The sequence below is a fragment of the Streptomyces sp. NPDC052042 genome (genome assembly GCF_044548345.1).
Lineage (GTDB): Bacteria > Actinomycetota > Actinomycetes > Streptomycetales > Streptomycetaceae > Streptomyces.
In genome coordinates this window covers 1-19466 of the sequence record NZ_JBIUBU010000012.1, presented here as the reverse complement: position 1 = coordinate 19466, position 19466 = coordinate 1, and the positions used below count along the sequence as shown (strand labels likewise).

At 72.1% G+C, this 19466-nt stretch carries 11 protein-coding genes; 9 read left to right on the top strand and 2 right to left on the bottom strand.

Features of this window, described 5'->3' with window-relative positions; translation table 11 throughout:
* The first annotated feature begins 129 nt into the window (after positions 1–129).
* The 4 genes from ACIHCL_RS20505 to ACIHCL_RS20490 all read left to right on the top strand — a co-directional run bounded on the left by ACIHCL_RS20505 (position 130) and on the right by ACIHCL_RS20490 (position 12778).
* The gene (locus ACIHCL_RS20505; RefSeq protein WP_399863741.1) at positions 130–1401 is read left to right on the top strand and encodes an MFS transporter; all 1272 of its coding nucleotides are present in this window, start codon (positions 130–132) and stop codon (positions 1399–1401) included.
* Entirely contained in the window at positions 1398–4673 is a 3276-nt protein-coding gene (locus ACIHCL_RS20500) for a type I polyketide synthase (protein ID WP_399863740.1), read from the top strand. The genes ACIHCL_RS20505 and ACIHCL_RS20500 overlap by 4 nt, the downstream gene beginning before the upstream one ends.
* Positions 4670–12040: a MupA/Atu3671 family FMN-dependent luciferase-like monooxygenase gene (locus ACIHCL_RS20495; RefSeq protein WP_399863739.1), complete on the top strand. Its 7371-nt coding sequence runs from the start codon at positions 4670–4672 to the stop codon at positions 12038–12040. Before ACIHCL_RS20500 ends, ACIHCL_RS20495 begins: the two co-directional genes overlap by 4 nt.
* Before the next feature lie 174 nt (positions 12041–12214).
* Positions 12215–12778, top strand: a complete 564-nt coding sequence (locus ACIHCL_RS20490) for a GNAT family N-acetyltransferase (RefSeq protein WP_399863738.1) — start codon at positions 12215–12217, stop codon at positions 12776–12778.
* Here ACIHCL_RS20490 and ACIHCL_RS20485 read toward each other — a convergent pair whose 3' ends face one another.
* Positions 12779–13462: a glycerophosphodiester phosphodiesterase gene (locus tag ACIHCL_RS20485; RefSeq protein ID WP_399863737.1), complete on the bottom strand. Its 684-nt coding sequence runs from the start codon at positions 13460–13462 to the stop codon at positions 12779–12781.
* Between the two features lie 396 nt (positions 13463–13858).
* On the opposite strand from ACIHCL_RS20485, the gene ACIHCL_RS20480 reads away from it, so the two are divergent.
* From ACIHCL_RS20480 to ACIHCL_RS20470, 3 genes are read left to right on the top strand one after another with little or no spacing between them, the layout of a single operon-like run.
* Entirely contained in the window at positions 13859–15256 is a 1398-nt protein-coding gene (locus ACIHCL_RS20480) for a DUF6421 family protein (protein ID WP_399863736.1), read from the top strand.
* A 26-nt stretch (positions 15257–15282) separates the two neighbouring features.
* Positions 15283–16050, top strand: coding sequence for an SDR family NAD(P)-dependent oxidoreductase (locus ACIHCL_RS20475; RefSeq protein WP_399863735.1), 768 nt, complete (start codon positions 15283–15285; stop codon positions 16048–16050).
* The gene (locus ACIHCL_RS20470; RefSeq protein ID WP_399863734.1) at positions 16029–17108 is read left to right on the top strand and encodes a threonine aldolase family protein; all 1080 of its coding nucleotides are present in this window, start codon (positions 16029–16031) and stop codon (positions 17106–17108) included. Before ACIHCL_RS20475 ends, ACIHCL_RS20470 begins: the two co-directional genes overlap by 22 nt.
* 296 nt (positions 17109–17404) lie before the next feature.
* Here the strand turns inward: ACIHCL_RS20470 and ACIHCL_RS20465 are convergent, their stop codons facing one another.
* Entirely contained in the window at positions 17405–18127 is a 723-nt protein-coding gene (locus ACIHCL_RS20465) for a lysophospholipid acyltransferase family protein (protein WP_399863732.1), read from the bottom strand.
* 213 nt (positions 18128–18340) lie between these two features.
* Here ACIHCL_RS20465 and ACIHCL_RS20460 point away from each other — a divergent pair, with 213 nt between their 5' ends.
* Together ACIHCL_RS20460 and ACIHCL_RS20455 are read left to right on the top strand one after the other, a co-directional pair.
* Complete coding sequence (locus ACIHCL_RS20460) at positions 18341–18661, top strand: TlpA family protein disulfide reductase (RefSeq protein ID WP_399863731.1); 321 nt, start codon at positions 18341–18343, stop codon at positions 18659–18661.
* 564 nt (positions 18662–19225) lie between these two features.
* On the top strand, positions 19226–19466 hold a 241-nt coding region (locus ACIHCL_RS20455), incomplete at its 3' end, for an electron transfer flavoprotein subunit beta/FixA family protein (protein ID WP_399863730.1).

Genomic DNA, 19466 nt, shown 5'->3' with positions numbered 1-19466 from the left:
GACGAAGGCCGCGCGCCCACCGGGTGCGCCTTGAGGCCCGGATCGCCCCGGGCGGCGTCCCGGCCCGGAGCGCGAGCCGAGGTGCGGGGCACCGGTCCACGCCGTCGAAGCAGACCAAAGGAAACACGTATGGGGTACTTCCACCTGCTCGTCGTCGGCAACGGAGTCTCGGCGTACGGCAGCTATCTGAACATGGTGGCGCTGAACGTCTTCGTCTACGACGTCACGGGCAGCGCGTTGGCCGCCGGACTCTTCATGGCCGTACGCCTGGTGACGAGTGTCGCGTCGGGCTTCGTGAGCGGCCGCCTCGTCTCGGCCTACGACCGCAAACGGCTGATGGTCGGCGCCGACCTCTGCCAGGCCGCGGCGCTGCTGACGCTGCTGCTGGCCCCCGATGCGGCGCGTCCCGGGCTGCTCTACGCGCTCGCCGTGGTCACCGGCGGCTGCTCGACGCTCTCCCAAGTGGCCCTGCGCAGCAGCGTCCCGGCGATCGTCGGCGACGAGCACCGGGCCCGCGCCAACGGACTGCTGGTCATCGGCCGCTCGCTCGCCATGATCCTGGGATTCGCCTCGTCGGGCGTGATCGTCGCGCAGCTCGGCTACTCCGCGGCGTTCGGACTGGACGCGGCGACCTTCGTGGTCTCCGCGACGGTCATGTTCCTGCTGCCCATCCGCACGAGGGCGGCCGTTCCGAAGGCCGCCGACGGCGGCCCCGAGCAGTCCTCCGGTACCGCCGCCACCCGGTGGACCGCCCGCGTCCTGCTGCGGACGGCCCCCCTGCTGATGGTGATGATCGCCGTGCGGGCGGTGGACGGGCTCGGCTCCTCCTCCCACAACGTCGCCCTGCCCCTCTACTCCCACAGCCTGGACCCCGGCCATCCGGCCACGTTCATCAGCCAGTTCTGGGCGACGTGGGCGATCGGCAACATCGTGGCCCAGCAGCTGTTCGGCCAGGTGGTCAAGAGGACCGGCCGGACGCCGGAGGAGCGGGCCTTCGCGCTCGGGGCCTGTGTGATGTCGGCGGGGTTCATCGTGGTGTTCAGCGGGCTGCCCGCCGTGCCGACCATCATCGCCGCACTCGTCGCGGGGGCCGCCGACGGATTCACCGAGATCGTGTACGTGTCGAGGCTGCAGGCCGCCCCCGATGAGCAGCGCGGCCGCCTCTTCGGGCTCTCCGCCTCGGCCGAGAACGCCGGTTTCGGTCTGGGGATGCTCGTCAGCGGGGCGTTGCTGGAGGTCTTCTCGCCGCTGCAGGTGGTGGCGTCCTTCCACGGCCTGGCCATCGCCCTGTGCGCCGTCCTGCTCGCAGTGCTCCTCAGACGGGCCGGCGCAGCCACCCGCAGCGGGGAGGAACCGGTCGGTGGGGACAGACCGACGGCGGCGGAGGGGCACAGCCGATGACGAGGCACGACCCCGACCCCCGTATCGCCGTGATCGGCATGGCCTTCCGGCTGCCGGGCGCCGACACCCCCGAGGAGTTCTGGCGCGTCATCCGCGACGGCACCGACCGCGTCACCCGGTTCACGAAGGAAGAGCTGGCCGCCGCCGGTGTCCCTGCCGAGCAGTACCGGGCGGCGGACTTCGTCGGCGCGTCCGGTGTGCTGGACGGCATCGCCGGATTCGATGCCCGGCACTTCGGGATGAGCGCCCGCGAGGCCCAGCTCACCGACCCCCAGCAGCGCATGTTCCTGGAGTGCGCCCAGCATGCCCTGGAGAACGCCGGATACCCGGTCGAGCGGGACGGCAGCCGCGTGGGCGTCTACGCCAGTACGGGCTTCCACCTGTACTCCCTGCAGAACTACCTGCTCAACAACGTCCTGCCCGACCGGGCCGTCGACGACTGGCCGACCAGGTTGCAGATCACGATCGGCAACCACACCGATTTCACGGCCACCCGTGCTGCGTACCGGCTCGGTCTCACCGGCCCGGCCGTCAGCGTGCAGACGGCCTGTTCCAGCTCCCTGGTCGGCGTGCAACTCGCCGCGCAGTCACTGCTCATGGGCGACTGCGACATCGCCCTGGCCGGCGCGACCGCCGTCCACGTGCCCCAGGTGCTGGGCTACCGCCATGTCAAGGGCTCGATCCTCTCCAGGTCGGGCCGTCTGCGGGCCTTCGACGCCGCCGCCGACGGCACGGTGGGTGGTACGGGAGTGGTGGCCGTCGTGCTGAAGCGGCTGGAGCGGGCCGCCACCGACGGCGACACCATCCACGGTGTGATCCGCGGCTGGGGCGTCTGCAACGACGGCGCCGACAAGAAGGCGTTCACCGCGCCCAGCACGCGGGGCCAGCGCACGGCCATCCGCCGGGCCCTGGAGCGTGCGGGCGTCGGGGCGGAGACCATCGGCTACCTGGAGACCCACGGTACCGGCACCTGCAAGGGCGACCCGATCGAGTTCGACGCCGCCTCCGCCGCGTTCCGCGAGGACACCGACCGGACCGGCTACTGCGCCCTCGGCTCGGTCAAGGCCAACATCGGCCATCTCGACGTGGCTTCCGGACTGGCCGGGCTGGTCAAGACCCTCCTGGTCCTCAAGCACGGCGTCGTCCCGCCGATGGCGAACTTCAGCCGTCCCAACCCCGTCCTCGACCTGGACCGCAGCCCGTTCTACATACCCCGGACCGTCCTTCCCTGGCCCGAGAACGGCACCCCGCGCCGCGCGGGGCTGACGTCCCTCGGTGTCGGCGGCACCAACGTCCACCTCGTCCTGGAACAGGCCCCCGAACCCCTGCCCGGCTCCGGCACCGCCGCCCCGCCGGGCGTGCTCCTGGTCTCCGGGAGCAGCGCCGGGGCCCTGACGGAGAACGCCCGCGCCCTGCGCGACCGGCTGCGGGAGCGGCCCGGTACGCCGCAGGCGGACCTCGTCACCACCGCCGCCCTCGGCCGCGCTCACGGCCGGCACCGGCTCGCCGCCCGGGGCGCTGCCCCGGCCGACCTGGCCGCCGCCCTCGACGCATGGCTGACCGGCACGGACCCGGCCGCGGTGACGACGGGAACGCCGCCGCGGGAAGGCGCTCCCAGGATGGCGTTCCAGTTCACCGGGCAGGCCGGCCACTACCCCGGCATGGCCGCGGCCCTGTACGAGCGCTTTCCCGTCGTACGCGAGGTGCTCGACACCGCTGAGCGCCGGTACCGCGACCTCACCGGCGGCTCCCTGCGTGCCGGCCTGCTCGGCCACGGCCCGGGGACGAACGGGCCGTGGCCCACCGACACCGCGCAGCCCGCCCTGTTCGTGCTGCAGTGCGCCCTCGTCCGGCTGTGGGGCGACGCGGGCATCGCCCCGGTCACGGTGACCGGGCACAGCGCCGGGGAGTACGCGGCGCTGTACGCGGCCGGAGCCTTCTCGCTCGACGACGGTCTCCGTCTCACCGCCGCTCGCGGCCGGCTGATGCAGCGGCTCTGCCCGCCCGGCGGAATGGTCGCGGTGGCCCTCGGCCGGGAGGCCGCCCTGGCCCTGGCCGCCGAGGTGCCCGGCCTGGAGCTGTCCGTGACCAACGGGGAGCGCGCCCAGGTGCTCGCCGGGTCCGCCGAGGCCGTGGACCGGCTGCGCGCGCTGCTGGCCGAGCGCGGTGTACCGGGCGAGCCGCTGCCGGTGGACCGCGCCTTTCACACCACTCTGATGGAGCCCATGCTGGGAGAGTTCCGGGCGGTCCTGGACGAGATGGCCTTTTGCCCCCTGCGCATCCCGTTCGTGAGCGGACTGGACGGCCTGACCCGCTCCCCCGGGTGGGCCGTGGACGCCGGCTACTTCGTCCGGCAGACCCGTGAGGCGGTCCGCTTCGACGAGGCGCTGCGCGGCATCGGCGGACACCGGGCCGACGTGCTGCTGGAGATCGGACCGCACACCACCCTCAGCGCCCTGGCGCGGAGGGCGCGGGCGGGTGCGCGGCCCGTGCCGTCCCTGCGGCGCGGCACCGGGCTCGACGCGCTCTGGGGTGCGGCGGCCGCACTGCACTGCGCGGGGGCGGACGTCGACTGGCGCGTGTTTCTGGCCGGCTGCCGGGGCAGGAGGATCCCCCTGCCGGGCTACCGGTTCCAGCACGAGGACCACTGGACAGGGCCGCTGCCCACGGCCCTGCCGACCAGGACAGCAGCGAGAGAGGGAGTCGGAATGACACAGCACGAGGCAGTGAGCGAGCGGGTACTCCGGAGCATCGTCGAGTCGACCGCCCGGCACCTCAGCCACGATCCGTCGGCGGTCTCCGGCGAGACGCCCTTCTTCGACCTCGGCGCCGACTCCTTGCAGATGATCAGCGTGCTGCGCGAGCTGGAGCAGGAGCACCACGTCAAGGTGACGATGCGGGAGCTGTTCGAGGAGACGGGCACACCGCGCCGGCTCGCCGAGCTGATCGCCGCCCGGCGGCCCGGCATGGAGCCGGCGCCGCCGGAGTCCGTACCGGGGCGGGCCCGGGAACCGAAGCACATCGCCCCGCAGCCCTCCCACGGGCGAGAGCCCGTGGTCCCGCGGCCCCCGTCCGCTCCGGAACCTTCGCCTGCCGCTCCCGCCCCGGCCCCCACGTCCGGGTACGCCACCCGCCAGGAGTTGGAGGACCTCGCCCGCAGACTCCAGGACATATCCCGGATACAGCTCCAGATGATGTCGCAGCTGTCCCAACTGCTCTCGCTCCAGAACGCTTCGGCGACGCACCGGCTCGACGGCGAGGCGGCCGAATGACCGGGCTGGAGGGCCTCTCCGCGGCGCTGGACCGGGACCTGGCGGCCATGGCCGAACTCTCGCGGCGCATCGCCACGCAGATGGGCGCCGCGGCACCCTCCGCGGAGCAGCCCGCCGAGCCGCCGCGCACACATGGTCCCCGGGTGGCCCTCGCACGCACCTCCGGCATGGTCCAGGACGCCTCCCCGCGCTCCCAGCAGCAGCATCTGGACGACCTCGTACGCCGCTACACCGCCAGGACCGCGACCTCCAGACGGATCGCCCAGCGCTACCGCCGTGTCCTGGCCGACAGCCGTGCCGTCGTCGGCTTCCGCAGCGCGACCAAGGAGATGCTGTACCCGATCGCGGGCCGCCGGGCGAGCGGGGCGCGGCTGGAGGACGTCGACGGCAACGAGTACGTCGACATCACCATGGGTTTCGGCGTGCTGCTCTTCGGCCACGAGCCGGACTTCGTCAGCGAGGCCGTACGAGAGCACCTGTCACGCGGTGTCCAGCTCGGCCCCCGCAGCGTGGAGACCGGCGAGGCCGCCGAGTTGCTGGCCGGGCTGACCGGCATGGAGCGGGTGGCCTTCGCCGGCTCCGGTACCGAGGCGAACTCCGCGGCCATCCGCCTGGCCCGTGCCGCCACGGGCCGCGACAGGATCGTCACCTTCACCGGGGCCTACCACGGACATGCCGACACCGTTCTCGGCCGTTCCTCGGGCTCCGGGGCAAAGCGGGTGACCGTACCCGTCTCCCGCGGCATCCCGGGCAGTGCCGTCGCGGAACTGCTGGTGCTCGACTACGGCAGCGACACGGCCCTCGACGCGATCGAGCGGCACGCCGCGGAGATCGCCGCGGTCGTGGTCGAACCGGTGCAGAGCAGGCATCCCTCGTTGCAGCCCGTCGAGTTCGTACGGAAGCTGCGCGAACTGACCCACCGCCACGGCATCGTGCTGATGTTCGACGAGATGCTGACCGGCTTCCGCCCCGCACTGCGCGGGGCACAGGAGCTGTACGGAGTCGCACCGGACCTCGCCACCTACGGCAAGTTGCTCGGCGGCGGCTTCCCCATCGGGGCCATAGCGGGCCGCGCCGACATCATGGACGGCGTCGACGGCGGCTACTGGGCGTACGGCGACGACAGCTACCCGCCCGCCGACACCACCTTCTTCGGCGGGACGTACATCCAGCACCCGGTGTCGATGGTCGCCGCACGCGCCGTTCTGACGCACCTCAAGGAACACAGCCCGCGCCTGCAGGAGCGGCTGAACGCCCGGACCGCCGAACTAGCCGCGACACTCAACGGCTTCTTCGAGGCCGAGGAGTTCCCCTTGCGGATGAGCCACTTCGGCTCCCAGTTCCGCTTCGATCACCGTGCCGACATGGAGCTCCTGTACCACCACCTGATGCTGCGTGGCGTCCACGTCTGGGAGTGGCGCAACTTCTTCCTGTCCACCGCTCATACGGACGGCGACCTCGAGTTCATCGCGGATGCCGTGCGGGGTTCGCTGCGCGAGCTGAGGTCGGCCGGCTTCTTTCCCGGTGGCCGGCCGGCGGCCACGGTGACCGCGTCCCCGAAGCCCGCCGCACCGGCCACCGCACCCACCACGTCAACCACAGCACCCGCGCCCGCACCCGCCTCGGCGGACACCGCGGCCTGGAACCCCGCCGCGGCCACCGGGTTCCGCCCGGCACCCGCGATCGGGGCCGCCCGCCGCACCCCCGCGTTCAGCGTCTACTTCTTCGGCGACTACCCGCAGGACTCCACCGGGTTCCGGCACGGCAAGTACGAACTCCTCATGGAGACCGCCCGTTTCGCCGACCGGAACGGCCTCCACGCCCTGTGGCTGCCGGAGCGGCACTTCCACTCCTTCGGCGGGCTCTTCCCCAACCCGGCGGTGCTCGCCGCCGCGCTGTCCCGCGAGACCGAACGCGTCCGGCTCAACGCCGGCTCCGTCGTGCTGCCGCTCCACGACCCGATCCGTGTCGCGGAGGAGTGGTCGATGGTCGACAACCTCTCCGGCGGACGCGTCGGCATCGGTGTCGCCAGCGGCTGGAACGCCAACGACTTCGTCTTCTTCCCCGACCGCTACGGCCGGCACAGGGAGGTGATGTACGAACAACTGGAACAGTTACGGGCCTTCTGGCGCGGTGACGCGCTGCGGCGGACCACCGGTGACGGCGAGGGCGAGGTGCGGCTCTTCCCCCGGCCCGTGCAGGACGCCCCGCCCATGTACACCGCGGTGGTCGGCAATCCGGCCTCCTACGAGCTCGCCGCCCGCCACGACCTGGGCGTCGTCACCAATCTGATGACGCAGAGCGTCGGACAGCTCCGGGAGAACATCGCCCGCTACCGCCGCGCCCGGGCCCGGCACGGCCTGGATCCGGACGCCGGCCGGGTGGCCGTTCTGCTGCACACCTACCTGGCGGCCGACCACGACACCGCGCGGACCGAGGCGTACGGACCGCTGTCCCGCTACATGCGTGCCTCCCTGTCACTGTTCAGCGGCGTCACCAACAGCCTCGGGCACAGCGTCGATCTTTCCGCCCTCAGCGAGGACGACCTGGAAACGGTCTTCCGTCGCGCCTACGGCCGCTACTGCGACCAGCGGTCCCTGATCGGCACGGTGGACAGCGTCGGTCCCGTGGTGGACGAGGTGCTCGCCGCCGGCGCCGACGAGATCGTCGCGCTGGTCGACTTCGGTGTCGCCCCGGACGAGTTGCGCGCGGGTCTTCCCCACATCGCCGAGCTGCGCCGCCGGTACCCGCAGGCGCCGGAGGAAGTCCGGGGGACCGCTGGCCCGGCCGCTGCCGCCTGTGCACTGGCCGCCCCGGAACCCGTGCCCTGTGGCACGCCCGGTGACGCCCCGCTGTCGCAGGGACAGGAGAGGATCTGGTTCGTCGAGCAGCTGCTCCCGGGCCGTACCGCCTACAACGAGGTCAAGGCGATCCGCCTTGACGGCCCGCTCGACGTGCCCGCTCTGCGCGGCGCCCTGCGCGGCCTCGTCGCCCGCCACGAGGGGCTGCGCACCGTCTTCCGGGAGACCGGGGACGGGCCGCGGCAGGTGATCCGGGCGCCGGCCGAGCCGGACTTCGAGATCGTGGACGGTGCCCGCGGTCCGCAGGACGTGCTCCGGGAGGTCCTGGCGGCGGAGAGCACCCGCCGCTTCGATCTGACGGCCGGACCGCTGTTCGTCACGCGGCTGGTCAGGACCGCCGGCAAGGAGCACGTCCTCGTCCTCTCCCTCCACCACATCGTGGTCGACGCGGCCTCCGCCACCGTCCTGGCCCGCGATCTGTCCGCCCTCTACCGCGCCGAACGCGACGGCACCGCTCCCGCGCTGCCCCGGCTGACCCGGAGCTACGCCGACTACGTCGGAGAGACGGCGGCCGCCCTGGACGGTCCCGGGACCGCCGAGGACCTGGCCCACTGGCTGCGCACCCTCGGCGGAGAGCTGCCCGTACTGGACTTGCCCACCGACCGGCCGCGGCCCACGACGATGACCTCCAACGGCCGGGCGGTCTTCCGCACCCTCGACCCGGAGCTGTCCCGACGGCTGCGGGACCTGAGCCGCCTGCACCGGAGCACCCTGTTCATGACCCTCCTCGCCGGGTACGCGGCGATGCTGCACCGGGTCACCGGGCAGGAGGACATCGTCATCGGCACCCCGGTCTCCGACCGGCCGCAGTGGGCCGAGAACCTGCTCGGGTTCTTCGTCAACACCCTCGCGCTGCGCTTCGACCTCACCGGCGACCCCGCGTTCGGCGCCCTGCTGGACCGGGTGCGTACCGTCGCGCTCGACGCGTACGACCACGCCGGTGTGCCGTTCGAGACGGTGGTGCGCGCACTCGCCCCGCCACGGAGGGCGGACCGTACCCCGGTGTTCCAGGTGCTCGCGGAGTTCCAGCGCACCGAACCGTTCCGCTTCGAACTGCCCGGCATCGAGGCCACCCCGCTGGACGCAGGCCCGGACAAGGCCCTCACGGATCTGACGATCTACTTCACCGACCAGGCGCAGGGCATCCGCTGCCACCTCGAATACAACACCGACCTGTTCGACGCGGAGACCGTCGAAGGATTCTTCACCGCCTTCCGCAACCTGCTCGCGGCGGCCGTCGCCACACCGCAGGCCCCGCTGTCCCGGCTCGCCGCGACGGCCGCCGACGGGGACCCCGTACCGGAGTCCTGGCAGCGCGGCCCGTCCCATGCCCTGCCGGACGCCGGCGTCCACGAACTGGTCGCCCGGCAAGCCGCCACGGCCCCGGACCGCACCGCCGTGATCAGCGGCGACACGGTGCTGACCTACGGTGAGCTCGACGCGCACGCCGAGCGGTTGGCCGCGGCCCTGAAGGAGCGGCAGGTACGGGGCGGCGCCACCGACACGGTGGCCCTGTGGCTGCCGCGCTCCGCCGACCTGGTCGTGGCCATGCTCGCGGTGCTCAAGGCGGGATGCGGGTATGTGCCGCTCGACCCCTCCCTGGGCCGGGCGCGCGCCCAGCAGGTGATCGCCGAGTCCGGAGCCCGGACGGTGGTGTCCACGCAGGCCGAGGCGGCGGCACTGGCGCTGCCCGGCGCAGTGACCCTCGTGACACCCGACGCCGTACCCCGGGGCACCCCTCTCGCCTCGTCCGCCACCGGCCGTGCGTCCCTGTGCTGCGTCATCTACACCTCCGGCAGCACCGGTGCCCCCAAGGGCGTCGCCGTCCCGCACCGCGGCGTCGTCGACCTGTGCCGATGGCACCACCGGCGCTTCGCCTTCACCGCGGCCGACCGCAGCGCCGTCGTCTGCAGCCAGAGTTTCGACGCCTCCCTCCTGGAGATCTGGCCGGCACTGACCGCGGGTGCCTCGGTCACGGTCGCCGACGAGACGGTCCGCAGGGATCCGCTCGCCCTGGCCCGGTGGTACGCCGGACAGGGGGTCACCTTCTCCATCCTGCCCACGGCGCTGGGCGAGGCGGTGCTGCGGCTCGGGCCCGGCGACCAGCCGCCGCTGCGCCATCTGCTGCTGGGCGGCGATGTCCTGCGCACCCGGCCGCGGCCGGAGGCGCCGTACGAGACGGTGAACGTGTACGGGCCGACCGAGGCCACCGTGCTGTGCACCACGGAGACGGTGTTGCCTCGGGCCGAGGGCTCCGGCGGGGCCGCCGAGGCGATCGCGATCGGCCGGCCGGCCGACAATGTGCGCCTGCGCGTGGCCGACGAGTCGGGCAGCCCGGCGCCGGTCGGCACCGTGGGGGAGCTGTACGTCGGCGGCCCCGGCGTGGCGCTGGGCTATCTGCACCGGCCCGATCCGACCGGGGAGCGCTTCCTGCCGGACCCGGACGGGGGCCCGGACGCCCGCCTGTATCGCACGGGCGACCTGGTGCGCTGGACCGCGGACGGCAGGCTGGAGTTTCGCGGAAGGACCGACGACCAGGTGAAGATCCGCGGCTTCAGGGTGGAACCCGAGGAAGTCTCCCTCGTGCTCAACGGCCTGGACGGCGTGCGGGAGGCGGCCGTGCTGGCACGCCGCGACGAACGGGGCGAGGCGTATCTCGCCGCCTACACCGTCCCCGCCGACCCGGTCGGCGACACCGCCGACGACCGGCTGGCCTTCGCCGAGCTCATGGCTGACGAACTGTCCGCCGTGCTGCCGGAGTACCTCGTGCCGCGCGCCTGGTGCGTCCTTGCCGAGCTGCCCATGACGGGCAACGGCAAGCTGGACCGCTCGGAGCTGCCGCCGCCCGGCCTCGTCACCGCCGCACCCCACCGGGAGCCGGGTGCGGCCGGTGGGGGAAGGCGGACCGGCCTCGGCGCCCCCCTCGAACGCAGCCCCCGTGCGGAGATCGAGTGGCGCGTACGGGAGCTCTGGGCGGCCGAGCTCGCCATCGACGCGGGCGGCATTGCGGCGGACGCCTCGTTCTTCGGCCTCGGCGGCCACTCGATCACCGCGATGCGACTGGTCAACCGGACCCGGGAGGAATTCGGCGCCGAGTACCCGATGGTGCGCTTCTACCAGGAGCCGACGCTGCGGGCCATGACGGACCATGTGACCGCCGAGGCAGGGGGAAGCGGACCGTCCGCGACCGGCGCCGGAACCGTCGCCGTCGAACGCCGGGCGCCCGCCACCGAGCAGCAGACCCGCTTCGCCTCGGTGCACGCCCGTCATCCTCTCCCGCAGGTCTTCAACGTCGTCATGCGGATCACCTTCTCCGGGGCCCTGGACGTGGCGGCGCTGCGCACCGCTCTGACCCGGCTCGTGGAGCGGCACGAGGGCCTGCGGACCCGCCTCGTCGAGAGTGGCGACGGCTGGCACCAGGAGGTGCTCCGGCCCCGGCCGGTCGACCTGCCCGTCGAGGACCTCACCGCCCGGCCACCCCGGGAGCGGGAAACCGCCGTGGAGCGGGCCGGTGCCGAGGTCGCCGAGACGCCGCTCGACCCCGTCGGCGGAATCCCGCTGGCCCTGCGTCTGCTGCGCACCGGCGAGAACTCCTGGGCGCTGCTGTTCGCCCTGCACCACTCCGCGTGCGACGGATGGTCCGTCAGCCTGATCCTGAAGGAACTGGCCGCGCTCTACGGCTCGGCCGTGACGGGCTCCCCCCATGCCCTGCCGTCCGCGCCGTACCAGCCCGTCGCGTACGCGTTGTGGCAGCGCGACCACTCCGAGCCGGGGGCCGACGAGCGGAAACTGCGGTTCTGGCTGCGCCTGCTGGACGGTGTGCCCTTCGGGATCGGCCTGCCGCTGGACCGGCCGCGGCCGACGACCCCGAGCGGGCGGGGCGGGGTCGTGACGTTCACCGTGCCGGGCGAGGTGCGCGGCGCCGTGGAGCGACTGGCCAGGGAGCGGGGCACGACCCCCTTCGCGGTGACGGCGGCGGCCCTGGGCCGGATGCTGTCGCAGAAATCCGGGCAGCCGGACGTGCTGTTCAACATCTCCTACGCCAACCGTGAGCGCCGTGCGTTCGAGTCGCTCGTCGCCTGTACGGTCACGGGGTTCGCGCTCCTGGTACGCGATGGCGGGGCGGGCCCCTTCGCCGCCCTCACGGACCAGGTCGCCCGCACCACGGCGGAGTGCATCGACCAGGTCATGCCGGCCCGCCGGATGGCCCCGGTGATGCTGGAGCGGAAAGGCATCGCCATGCCGGACCAGCTGGCCGTCGGCTTCGCCTATCAGAGCTCGCTGAGGACCGACATCGAACTGCCCGGGCTGACCACGGCCGTCGAGGACCTCGCCCCCGCCGCGGCCCGGACGGAACTCCTCCTCGCGCTCGTACCGACCGGGGACGTACTCGCGGGCCTCGTGGAGTACTCGGCCGACCTGTGGGACCGCGCGACGGTCGAAGGGTGGGCCCGCGACTACGTCGAGCTTCTGCGGAAGGAGGTCCGCCAGGCCCTCGGCGACTGAACGGCGGGAGACCGGGCCTCCCGCCCGTGGTCTCGGCCAGGGGCGATCCCCGGTCCAGCGTCGCCGACGGCCGGCTCGGGACCTGCCGCGACCGTGCGGCGGGCTCCGGGGCCGCGCGGTGCCGGGATACGCTGCTGCGGCACGCGCGCAGCCGAGGAACGGAGATCCGCCGTCATGAGCATGGCCCCAGCCCAGGAACCGGGACGGCTGACGTTCCGCGACGCGGTCGGCGCCGATGTGCCCGCACTCGTGGCGCTGGTCGAATCGGCTTACCGGGGGGACTCCAGCAGGGCCGGGTGGACCACCGAGGCGGACATCCTCAAGGGGCAGCGGACCGATCCCGACGGCGTCCGCCGGGTCGTCGAGTCCGGCGACAGCCGCCTGCTCGTGGTGGAGCGCGGCGGCGAGCTCGTCGCCTGCTGCCAGCTCGAGAACCGCGGCGGCGCCGCCTACTTCGGGATGTTCGCGGTCCGCCCGGACCTCCAGGGCGGCGGTCTCGGCAAGGCGGTCATCGCCGAGGCCGAGCGCACCGTCCGGGAGGGCTGGGGGGTGGCCGAGATGCATATGACCGTCATCTCGGTGCGGGAGGAACTCATCGCCTGGTACGAGCGGCGGGGCTACCGCCGTACGGGGCGGCTGAGTCCGTTCCCGTACGGCGACGAACGCTTCGGCATACCGCAGCGCGACGACCTCGCGTTCGAGCTCCTGGTCAAGGACCTCGTCCGGCCGGAGTGCTGATCAGGCGGTGTAACGGCCGGTGCGGCGGATCTCCGGATAGTCCGTGGTGGCGCCGTCCAGCCGCAGGGCGCGTACCAGCCGCAGATGGTCCTGGGTGTTCACCACCCAGCCGATGACCTTCAGTCCTTCGGCGTGCGCCCGCTCGACCACCTCCAGGGTGAGGCGGCGGATGTTCAGCGCCAGCGTCGCCGCACCCGTCGCCTTCGCCCGCTCCACCACGTCACCGCGCCAGTGGCTCGCGATGAGCACGGTCCGTACGCCCGGTACCAGCCGGGCGATCTCGGCGACCGCCTCGTCGTGGAACGACGAGACCTCGACCCGTTCGACGAGGCCGCGCCGCAGCATCACCTCGGCCAGCGCGCGGGCCGCCGCCGTGTCCTTGATCTCCGCCTGAAGAGGGGAGCGCACGGCGTCGAGGACCTCTTCGAAGACCGGCACCCGCTCGCCCTGTCCGGCATCGAGCTCACGCAGCTCGGCGAGGGTCTTCGCGGCGATCGGGCCGCTGCCGTCCGTCGTGCGGTCCACATCGGCGTCATGCATGACGGCCAGCGCGCCGTCCTTGCTCAGATGGAGGTCCAGTTCGATCGCGTCCATCCCGGCCCGCTCCGCGTGGACGAACGACCGCAGAGTGTTCTCGGGCTCGACGCCCATCACTCCGCGATGACCGATGGTGAGGAAAGACAAGGCGACTCGCTTCCGTAGACGGTGTTTCCCCCGTACGCGGCTCCTACCCGCGAGGTGCCCCGGTGTCACGGTGCCCCGGCGGTCCGGCCCGCCGGATCGGAGAGGACGCCGGCCGAGGGCGGGGGAGCGCGGCCCGGGTCCCGGAGAACCGCGTTCCCCGTGCGTGGGCGCACCGGGCGCGCCCCTGACCGCGCTCGCGTACGTGAGCGCGACGGAGCGCAGAGACGGCCGCCGGAGTGTCCGCTTCCGGCGGAAGTGCTCCGTCCCTGGTCTTGTGCAGGAGGAATCGCGGTGGTGGAGGGGGTGGGCAGGATAATTTACTGAGGTCCACTTGTCCGGAGGAACCGTGGATGGATACGGTTGCCTGACGCGAGGTTCTCCTGTGGAGGAAGTGTTATGACGGAAATTCTTGTGCGCGACCCTGTCGCAGGAGGCATAGCTGTGGACCGGCCCGTGGTCGAGCACCCCGCCTGGCCCCTCCTGAAGAACGCCGTGGAGGAGATCCGCCCCTGGCAGTCGAAGGACGGCTCCATCGACTTCGACGCGGAGGGCGCACCGTCCCGCGCGACCGCCGAGGCGACGCTGGACCGCGTGATCTCCGCGGTCGAGGAGCTCTCCGCGCTGCTCCCGCACGACGCCGCCTACCACCGCGCCCTCGTCGCCGACCTGCGCCGCTGGGCCGCCGACGGCTTCGGCGTGCCGGACTTCCTCGACTCGCTGCTCGCCTTCCACCCCGCCGAGGGACGCGCAGACGGGGTCCAGCACCTGGTCGTCTTCGCCATGTACACCCAGAACGGAAACCCGGACCGCAACCTCGAAGCGGTCGTGCTGCGGATGGTCTGGCCCGAGTGGCTGGCCGAGCTCGAGGCCACCCGCTACGACAACCCGCTCTTCTGCGGCATCACCTTCGAGGACTTCACCTCGGGCTACGACACCAACTCCGCGGTGCTCTTCCCCGAGACCGTCGCCGTGCGCGAGGCCCCCGAACGCTTCAGCTGGGGCGGGATCTTCTGCGACCGCGAGGCCGCGCGTTTCCGCAGGGTCACCGAGGCCGCCGTCGGCATCCTCGGCGTGGAGCTGCCCGACGACATCCGCGCGATGGTCGCGGACCAGCAGCGTTGCGAGCAGGCCTTCGTGCTCTGGGACATGATCCACGACCGCACGCACAGCCACGGGGACCTGCCCTTCGACCCCTTCATGATCAAGCAGCGGCAGCCGTTCTGGATGTACGGGCTGGAGGAGCTGCGCTGCGACCTCACCGCCTTCAAGGAGGCCGTGCGACTGGAGGCCGACGGCGTTCCGCAGGGCCGCGACGTGCAGTACGCCGTGCTGTTCGACCGGATGTTCCGCTTCCCCGTCACCGGTGAGCGCGTCCGCAACTACGACGGCCTCGGCGGACAGCTGCTCTTCGCCTACCTCCACCGGCACGACGTGATCCGCTGGACCGACAACACGCTGCGGATCGACTGGGAACGCGCCCCGCAGATCACCAACCAGCTCTGCGCCGAGATCGAGAAGCTCTACCGCGACGGCATCGACCGCCCCAAGCTCGTGCACTGGTTCGCCGCGTACGAACTCGTCTCCACCTACCTCGCCCCGCATCCCGGCTCGCGCTGGGCCAAGGGCCCCGACGCACTGGACCTGTCATTGCCGCCGCGTAAGCTCGTCGACGAGGTGCTTCCGGACGAGTTTCCCCTGAGCATGTTCTATGAGGCGCTCTCCAAGAAGCTGAAGAACGTGATCGCCTCGACCAAGGGGATCACCGCCGCGGATGCCGATCGGGCAGCCGCGTGAGCGCCGGGGCTGAGGAGGCGGTGGCCATGAACGGAAACGGCAGGGGCAACGGGGGCGGCGCCCTCGAAGGTGCCGTGGTCGCGGTCGCCGGAGCCGCCGGCCCGGCCGGCCGGGCCACGCTGCTGCGGCTCGCGGAGGCCGGTGCGATCGTGGTGGCCTCCGACGCGGACGCGGCCCGCCTGGCCGAGGCGGTCGACGCCGCGAGCTACGCCCACGGCGGGGCCACCGTCACCGGTGACACGGTGGATCTGCTGGACCTCGCCGCCACCCGCGACTGGGCGCACAAGACAGAGAAGGACTTCGGGCGGATCGACGGCCTGGTCCACCTCGTCGGCGGCTGGCGCGGCAGCGCCGGCTTCGCCGAGACCGACCTCGCCGACTGGAACCTCCTGGAGAAGCTGCTGATCCGCACGGTCCAGCACACCTCGCTGGCCTTCCACGACGGACTGCGGCGCAGCGACCGGGGACGCTATGTGCTGATCAGCGCGGCCGGTGCGAGCAGGCCGACCGCGGGAAACGCGGCCTACGCCGCGTCGAAGGCGGCTGCGGAGGCGTGGACGCTCGCCCTCGCGGACGCGTTCCGCAAGGAGGGGGGCGAGGAAGGGCCCCGATCGGCGGCTGCGATCCTGGTGGTGAAGGCACTGGTGCACGACGCGATGCGCGCCGAGCGCCCGAATGCGAAATTCGCGGGCTTCACCGATGTCAAGGACCTGGCCGATGCCATCGTCGGCGTCTGGGACCAGCCCGCCCCGGAAGTGAACGGAAAGCGCCTGTGGCTGACCCCGCAACCGTAAGGACCGACGCGCGACGCCATCACGACCCGCGGGTACGCGGCTTCGCCAGCGACAACTACGCGGGCGCGCACCCGGAGGTACTCGCGGCTCTCGCCCTCGCCAACGGCGGCCACCAGATCGCCTACGGCGAGGACGAGTACACCGGGCATCTCCAGCGTGTCATGCACAGCCACTTCGGCCCCACCGCCGAAGCCTTCCCGGTCTTCAACGGAACGGGCGCCAACGTCGTCTCCCTCCAGGCGATGACCGACCGCTGGGGCGCCGTCATCTGCGCCGAGACCGCGCACATCAACGTCGACGAGGGCGGCGCCCCGGAGCGCGTGGGCGGCCTCAAGCTGCTCACCGTCCCCACCCCGGACGGCAAGCTCACGCCCGAGCTCATCGACCGGCAGGCGTACGGCTGGGACGACGAGCACCGCGCCATGCCGCAGGTCGTCTCGATCACCCAGAACACCGAGCTGGGCACGGTCTACACACCCGACGAGATCCGCGCCATCTGCGCCCACGCCCACGCCCACGGAATGAAGGTCCACCTGGACGGGGCCCGGATAGCCAACGCCGCGGCCTCGCTGGACGTGCCGATGCGTACGTTCACCAACACCGTCGGCGTCGACGTCCTCTCGTTCGGCGGCACCAAGAATGGGGCGCTGTTCGGTGAGGCCGTGGTCGTCCTCAACCCGGACGCCGTCCGGGCCATGAAGCATCTGCGCAAGCTGTCGATGCAGCTCGCCTCCAAGATGCGTTTCGTCTCCGTGCAGTTGGAGGCGCTGCTCGCCGGGGACCTCTGGCTGCGCAACGCCCGGCACGCCAACACCATGGCCCAGCGGCTCGCGGAGGGCGTGCGCGGGGTGGACGGAGTGGAGATCCTCCATCCCGTCCAGGCCAACGCCGTCTTCGCCCGGCTGCCGCACGAGGTGAGCGAGCGGCTGCAGAAGCGCTTCCGCTTCTACTTCTGGGACGAGGCCGCCGGGGATGTGCGGTGGATGTGCGCCTTCGACACGACGGAGGAGGACGTCGACGCCTTCGTCCTCGCGCTGAAGGAAGAGATGGCCAGGTGACACCCGCTCAGGAAGCGGGGCGCTGCGCATAGGTACGCGGTCGATCGGAAAGCCGGTGGGCTCCGGTCGGCCGCGGACCCGCGCCCGCCTGCTCCATACGGCGCCGCACCGGCGGCGACGGGCGGCCTCCGGTCCGCCGAGGACCGTCCGCAGCCGTGGCGCACGCTTCCCGCGGAGCTCTGCCCTCGCCCTCGGACGCATCGGCGGTGCGGTGTCCCAGGGATCGTCCCGGGTGCGGTCGCCGACGCGACCACACCCCGGAGTGACGTTTCGGCGACGGCCGAGGGCCGGTGGCGTCAGCCCCGCGCGCGCACCTCGGCCGGCGTCGGAGCCGTGCCCCCGAGATGTGCGGGGATCCACCAGGTGTCGCCCGCGTCCTTCGGGCGCACCGGGTAGGCGCGCTGGGCCGCTTCGAGCAGCTCCTGCACCCGCTCCCGCAGCCGCCGGGTGATCGCTCCCGCGTACTGGTCGGCGGGCGCCTCCACGGCCTCGCCCACCCGGATCGTCACGGGTACGTGGTTGCGCTTGAGGTTGCGCGGACGCCCCTTGGTCCACAGCCGCTGCGTTCCCCACACCGCGGTCGGGATCAACGGAACGCCGGCCTCCTGGGCCAGCCGGGCGGCCCCCGACTTGAAACCCTTCAGCGTGAACGACTCCGAGATGGTGGCCTCGGGGAACACACCGACGACCTCACCGGAGCGCAGTGACGCGAGCGCGTGGGCGTAGGCATCCTCGCCCTGCTTGCGGTCGACGGGGATGTGCTTCATCCCGCGCATCAGAGGCCCGGAGATCTTGTGCCGGAAGACCGACTCCTTCGCCATGAAGCGGACCAGGCGCTTCTGCGGCAGCGCGGCGAGACCGGTGAAGACGAAGTCCAGGTAACTGATGTGATTGCTGACCAGTACGGCGCCACCCGTCCTCGGGATGTGCTCCGAACCCCGAGTGTCGATCTTCAGGTCCAGCGCCTTGAACAATGTGCGCGCGGCGCCGATGACCGGTCGATAGACGAGTTCTGCCATCTCTGGGGAGACCCTTCTTCAGCGCCTGAGAGGGTTCTCCCGGCGGGAGTTACGCTGCCGTAGGTTTGCGGCATCGGGCCGATCGTGCCCCATGCGCGACGCGGTGGCCAGTCCTCGCGGACGCGGGCGGCGAGATTCTCGTCACGTGCCGCTGGTGGGGAATGTTCCGGCGCCCGGCGGCGCTGACCTCCCGAGAGGCGCGACGACGGGAGGGTGCGGGTGGACGGGAGTGTGCTGGACGCGGCCCGACTCGGCGCGGAATTGGGGGAAAAGGCGACGCTGGTGCAGTTCTCCACCGCGTTCTGCCAGCCCTGCCGGGCCACGCGTCGGGTCCTCGTCGAGGTGGCGCGCATGGTGGACGGCGTCGCCCACGTCGAGATCGACGCGGAGGCGCATCTCACACTCGTACGTGAGCTGGGGATCAGCAGAACACCGACCGTGCTGGTCCTCGACGCGGCCGGGCGGATCGTCAGCCGGGCCGTCGGGCAGCCGCGCACCGTCGATGTCGTCGCGGCGCTGGGCCGGGCGATATGACGGACCGTGGCACCTCCCCTCTGGTGCGGAACACACCTGACCAGGCCCGTCATCCTTCGTCGGACTGACACCACGCCCGCGGCGGCCCCTCACCGCGGCCGGGTCCGCGTGGATCTCGCCCGCTGCTTCCTCCTGCCGACCGCCCGCCTTCGCTGCCGCTGCGCCGATCGCTTCGGCCCGTCCACCGATCGGAGCAGCGGACCGAGGCGGTGGTGGTGCTTGGCGGAGTACGGCGTGGCCGGTGTGTCGTGCGGTGGCCCGGGTCCCGGAAGGGGACCGTCGGATCGTGATCGCGCAGCCCTGGCCGGTGCCGGGCACCTGCCCCTCTGCCCCCAGGGCCGTTCCGACGCGCCGAGGGTCTGGGAGACCTCTGACGGCACATGGCCGTCGTACGTCGGCCAGATCACATTCCAAGCGCTTGCTCATCGGCACCCCGCTGGCTGTACTGGCTAGTAATATTTCCTTCGGAGCGTGGATCGCTCCGACCGGAAACCGCACCATCAGGCGCCTATGCTGCGTGCAACAAGGCAGCCCGGAAGAGACGATGCAGGTAGGAGAGCCGGCGTGAGCTTGAGGATCGTTGTCTGTGTGAAGTATGTGCCGGATGCGACGGGTGACCGGCGTTTCTCGGATGACTTGACGGTGGATCGTGAGGATGTGGACGGTCTGTTGTCGGAGTTGGACGAGTACGCGGTGGAGCAGGCGCTGCAGATCGCGGATGAGGCTGATGAGGCCGAGGTCACGGTGTTGACGGTGGGTCCGGAGGATGCCCGGGATGCGTTGCGCAAGGCGTTGTCGATGGGTG

Excerpts from the sequence above, each read along its gene's own strand:
- ACIHCL_RS20505 (WP_399863741.1), top strand. The coding sequence starts at position 130 with ATGGGGTACTTCCACCTGCTCGTCGTCGGCAACGGAGTCTCGGCGTAC.
- ACIHCL_RS20500 (WP_399863740.1), top strand. The coding sequence starts at position 1,398 with ATGACGAGGCACGACCCCGACCCCCGTATCGCCGTGATCGGCATGGCC.
- ACIHCL_RS20495 (WP_399863739.1), top strand. The coding sequence starts at position 4,670 with ATGACCGGGCTGGAGGGCCTCTCCGCGGCGCTGGACCGGGACCTGGCG.
- ACIHCL_RS20490 (WP_399863738.1), top strand. The coding sequence starts at position 12,215 with ATGAGCATGGCCCCAGCCCAGGAACCGGGACGGCTGACGTTCCGCGAC.
- ACIHCL_RS20480 (WP_399863736.1), top strand. The coding sequence starts at position 13,859 with ATGACGGAAATTCTTGTGCGCGACCCTGTCGCAGGAGGCATAGCTGTG.
- ACIHCL_RS20475 (WP_399863735.1), top strand. The coding sequence starts at position 15,283 with ATGAACGGAAACGGCAGGGGCAACGGGGGCGGCGCCCTCGAAGGTGCC.
- ACIHCL_RS20465 (WP_399863732.1), bottom strand. The coding sequence starts at position 18,127 with ATGGCAGAACTCGTCTATCGACCGGTCATCGGCGCCGCGCGCACATTG.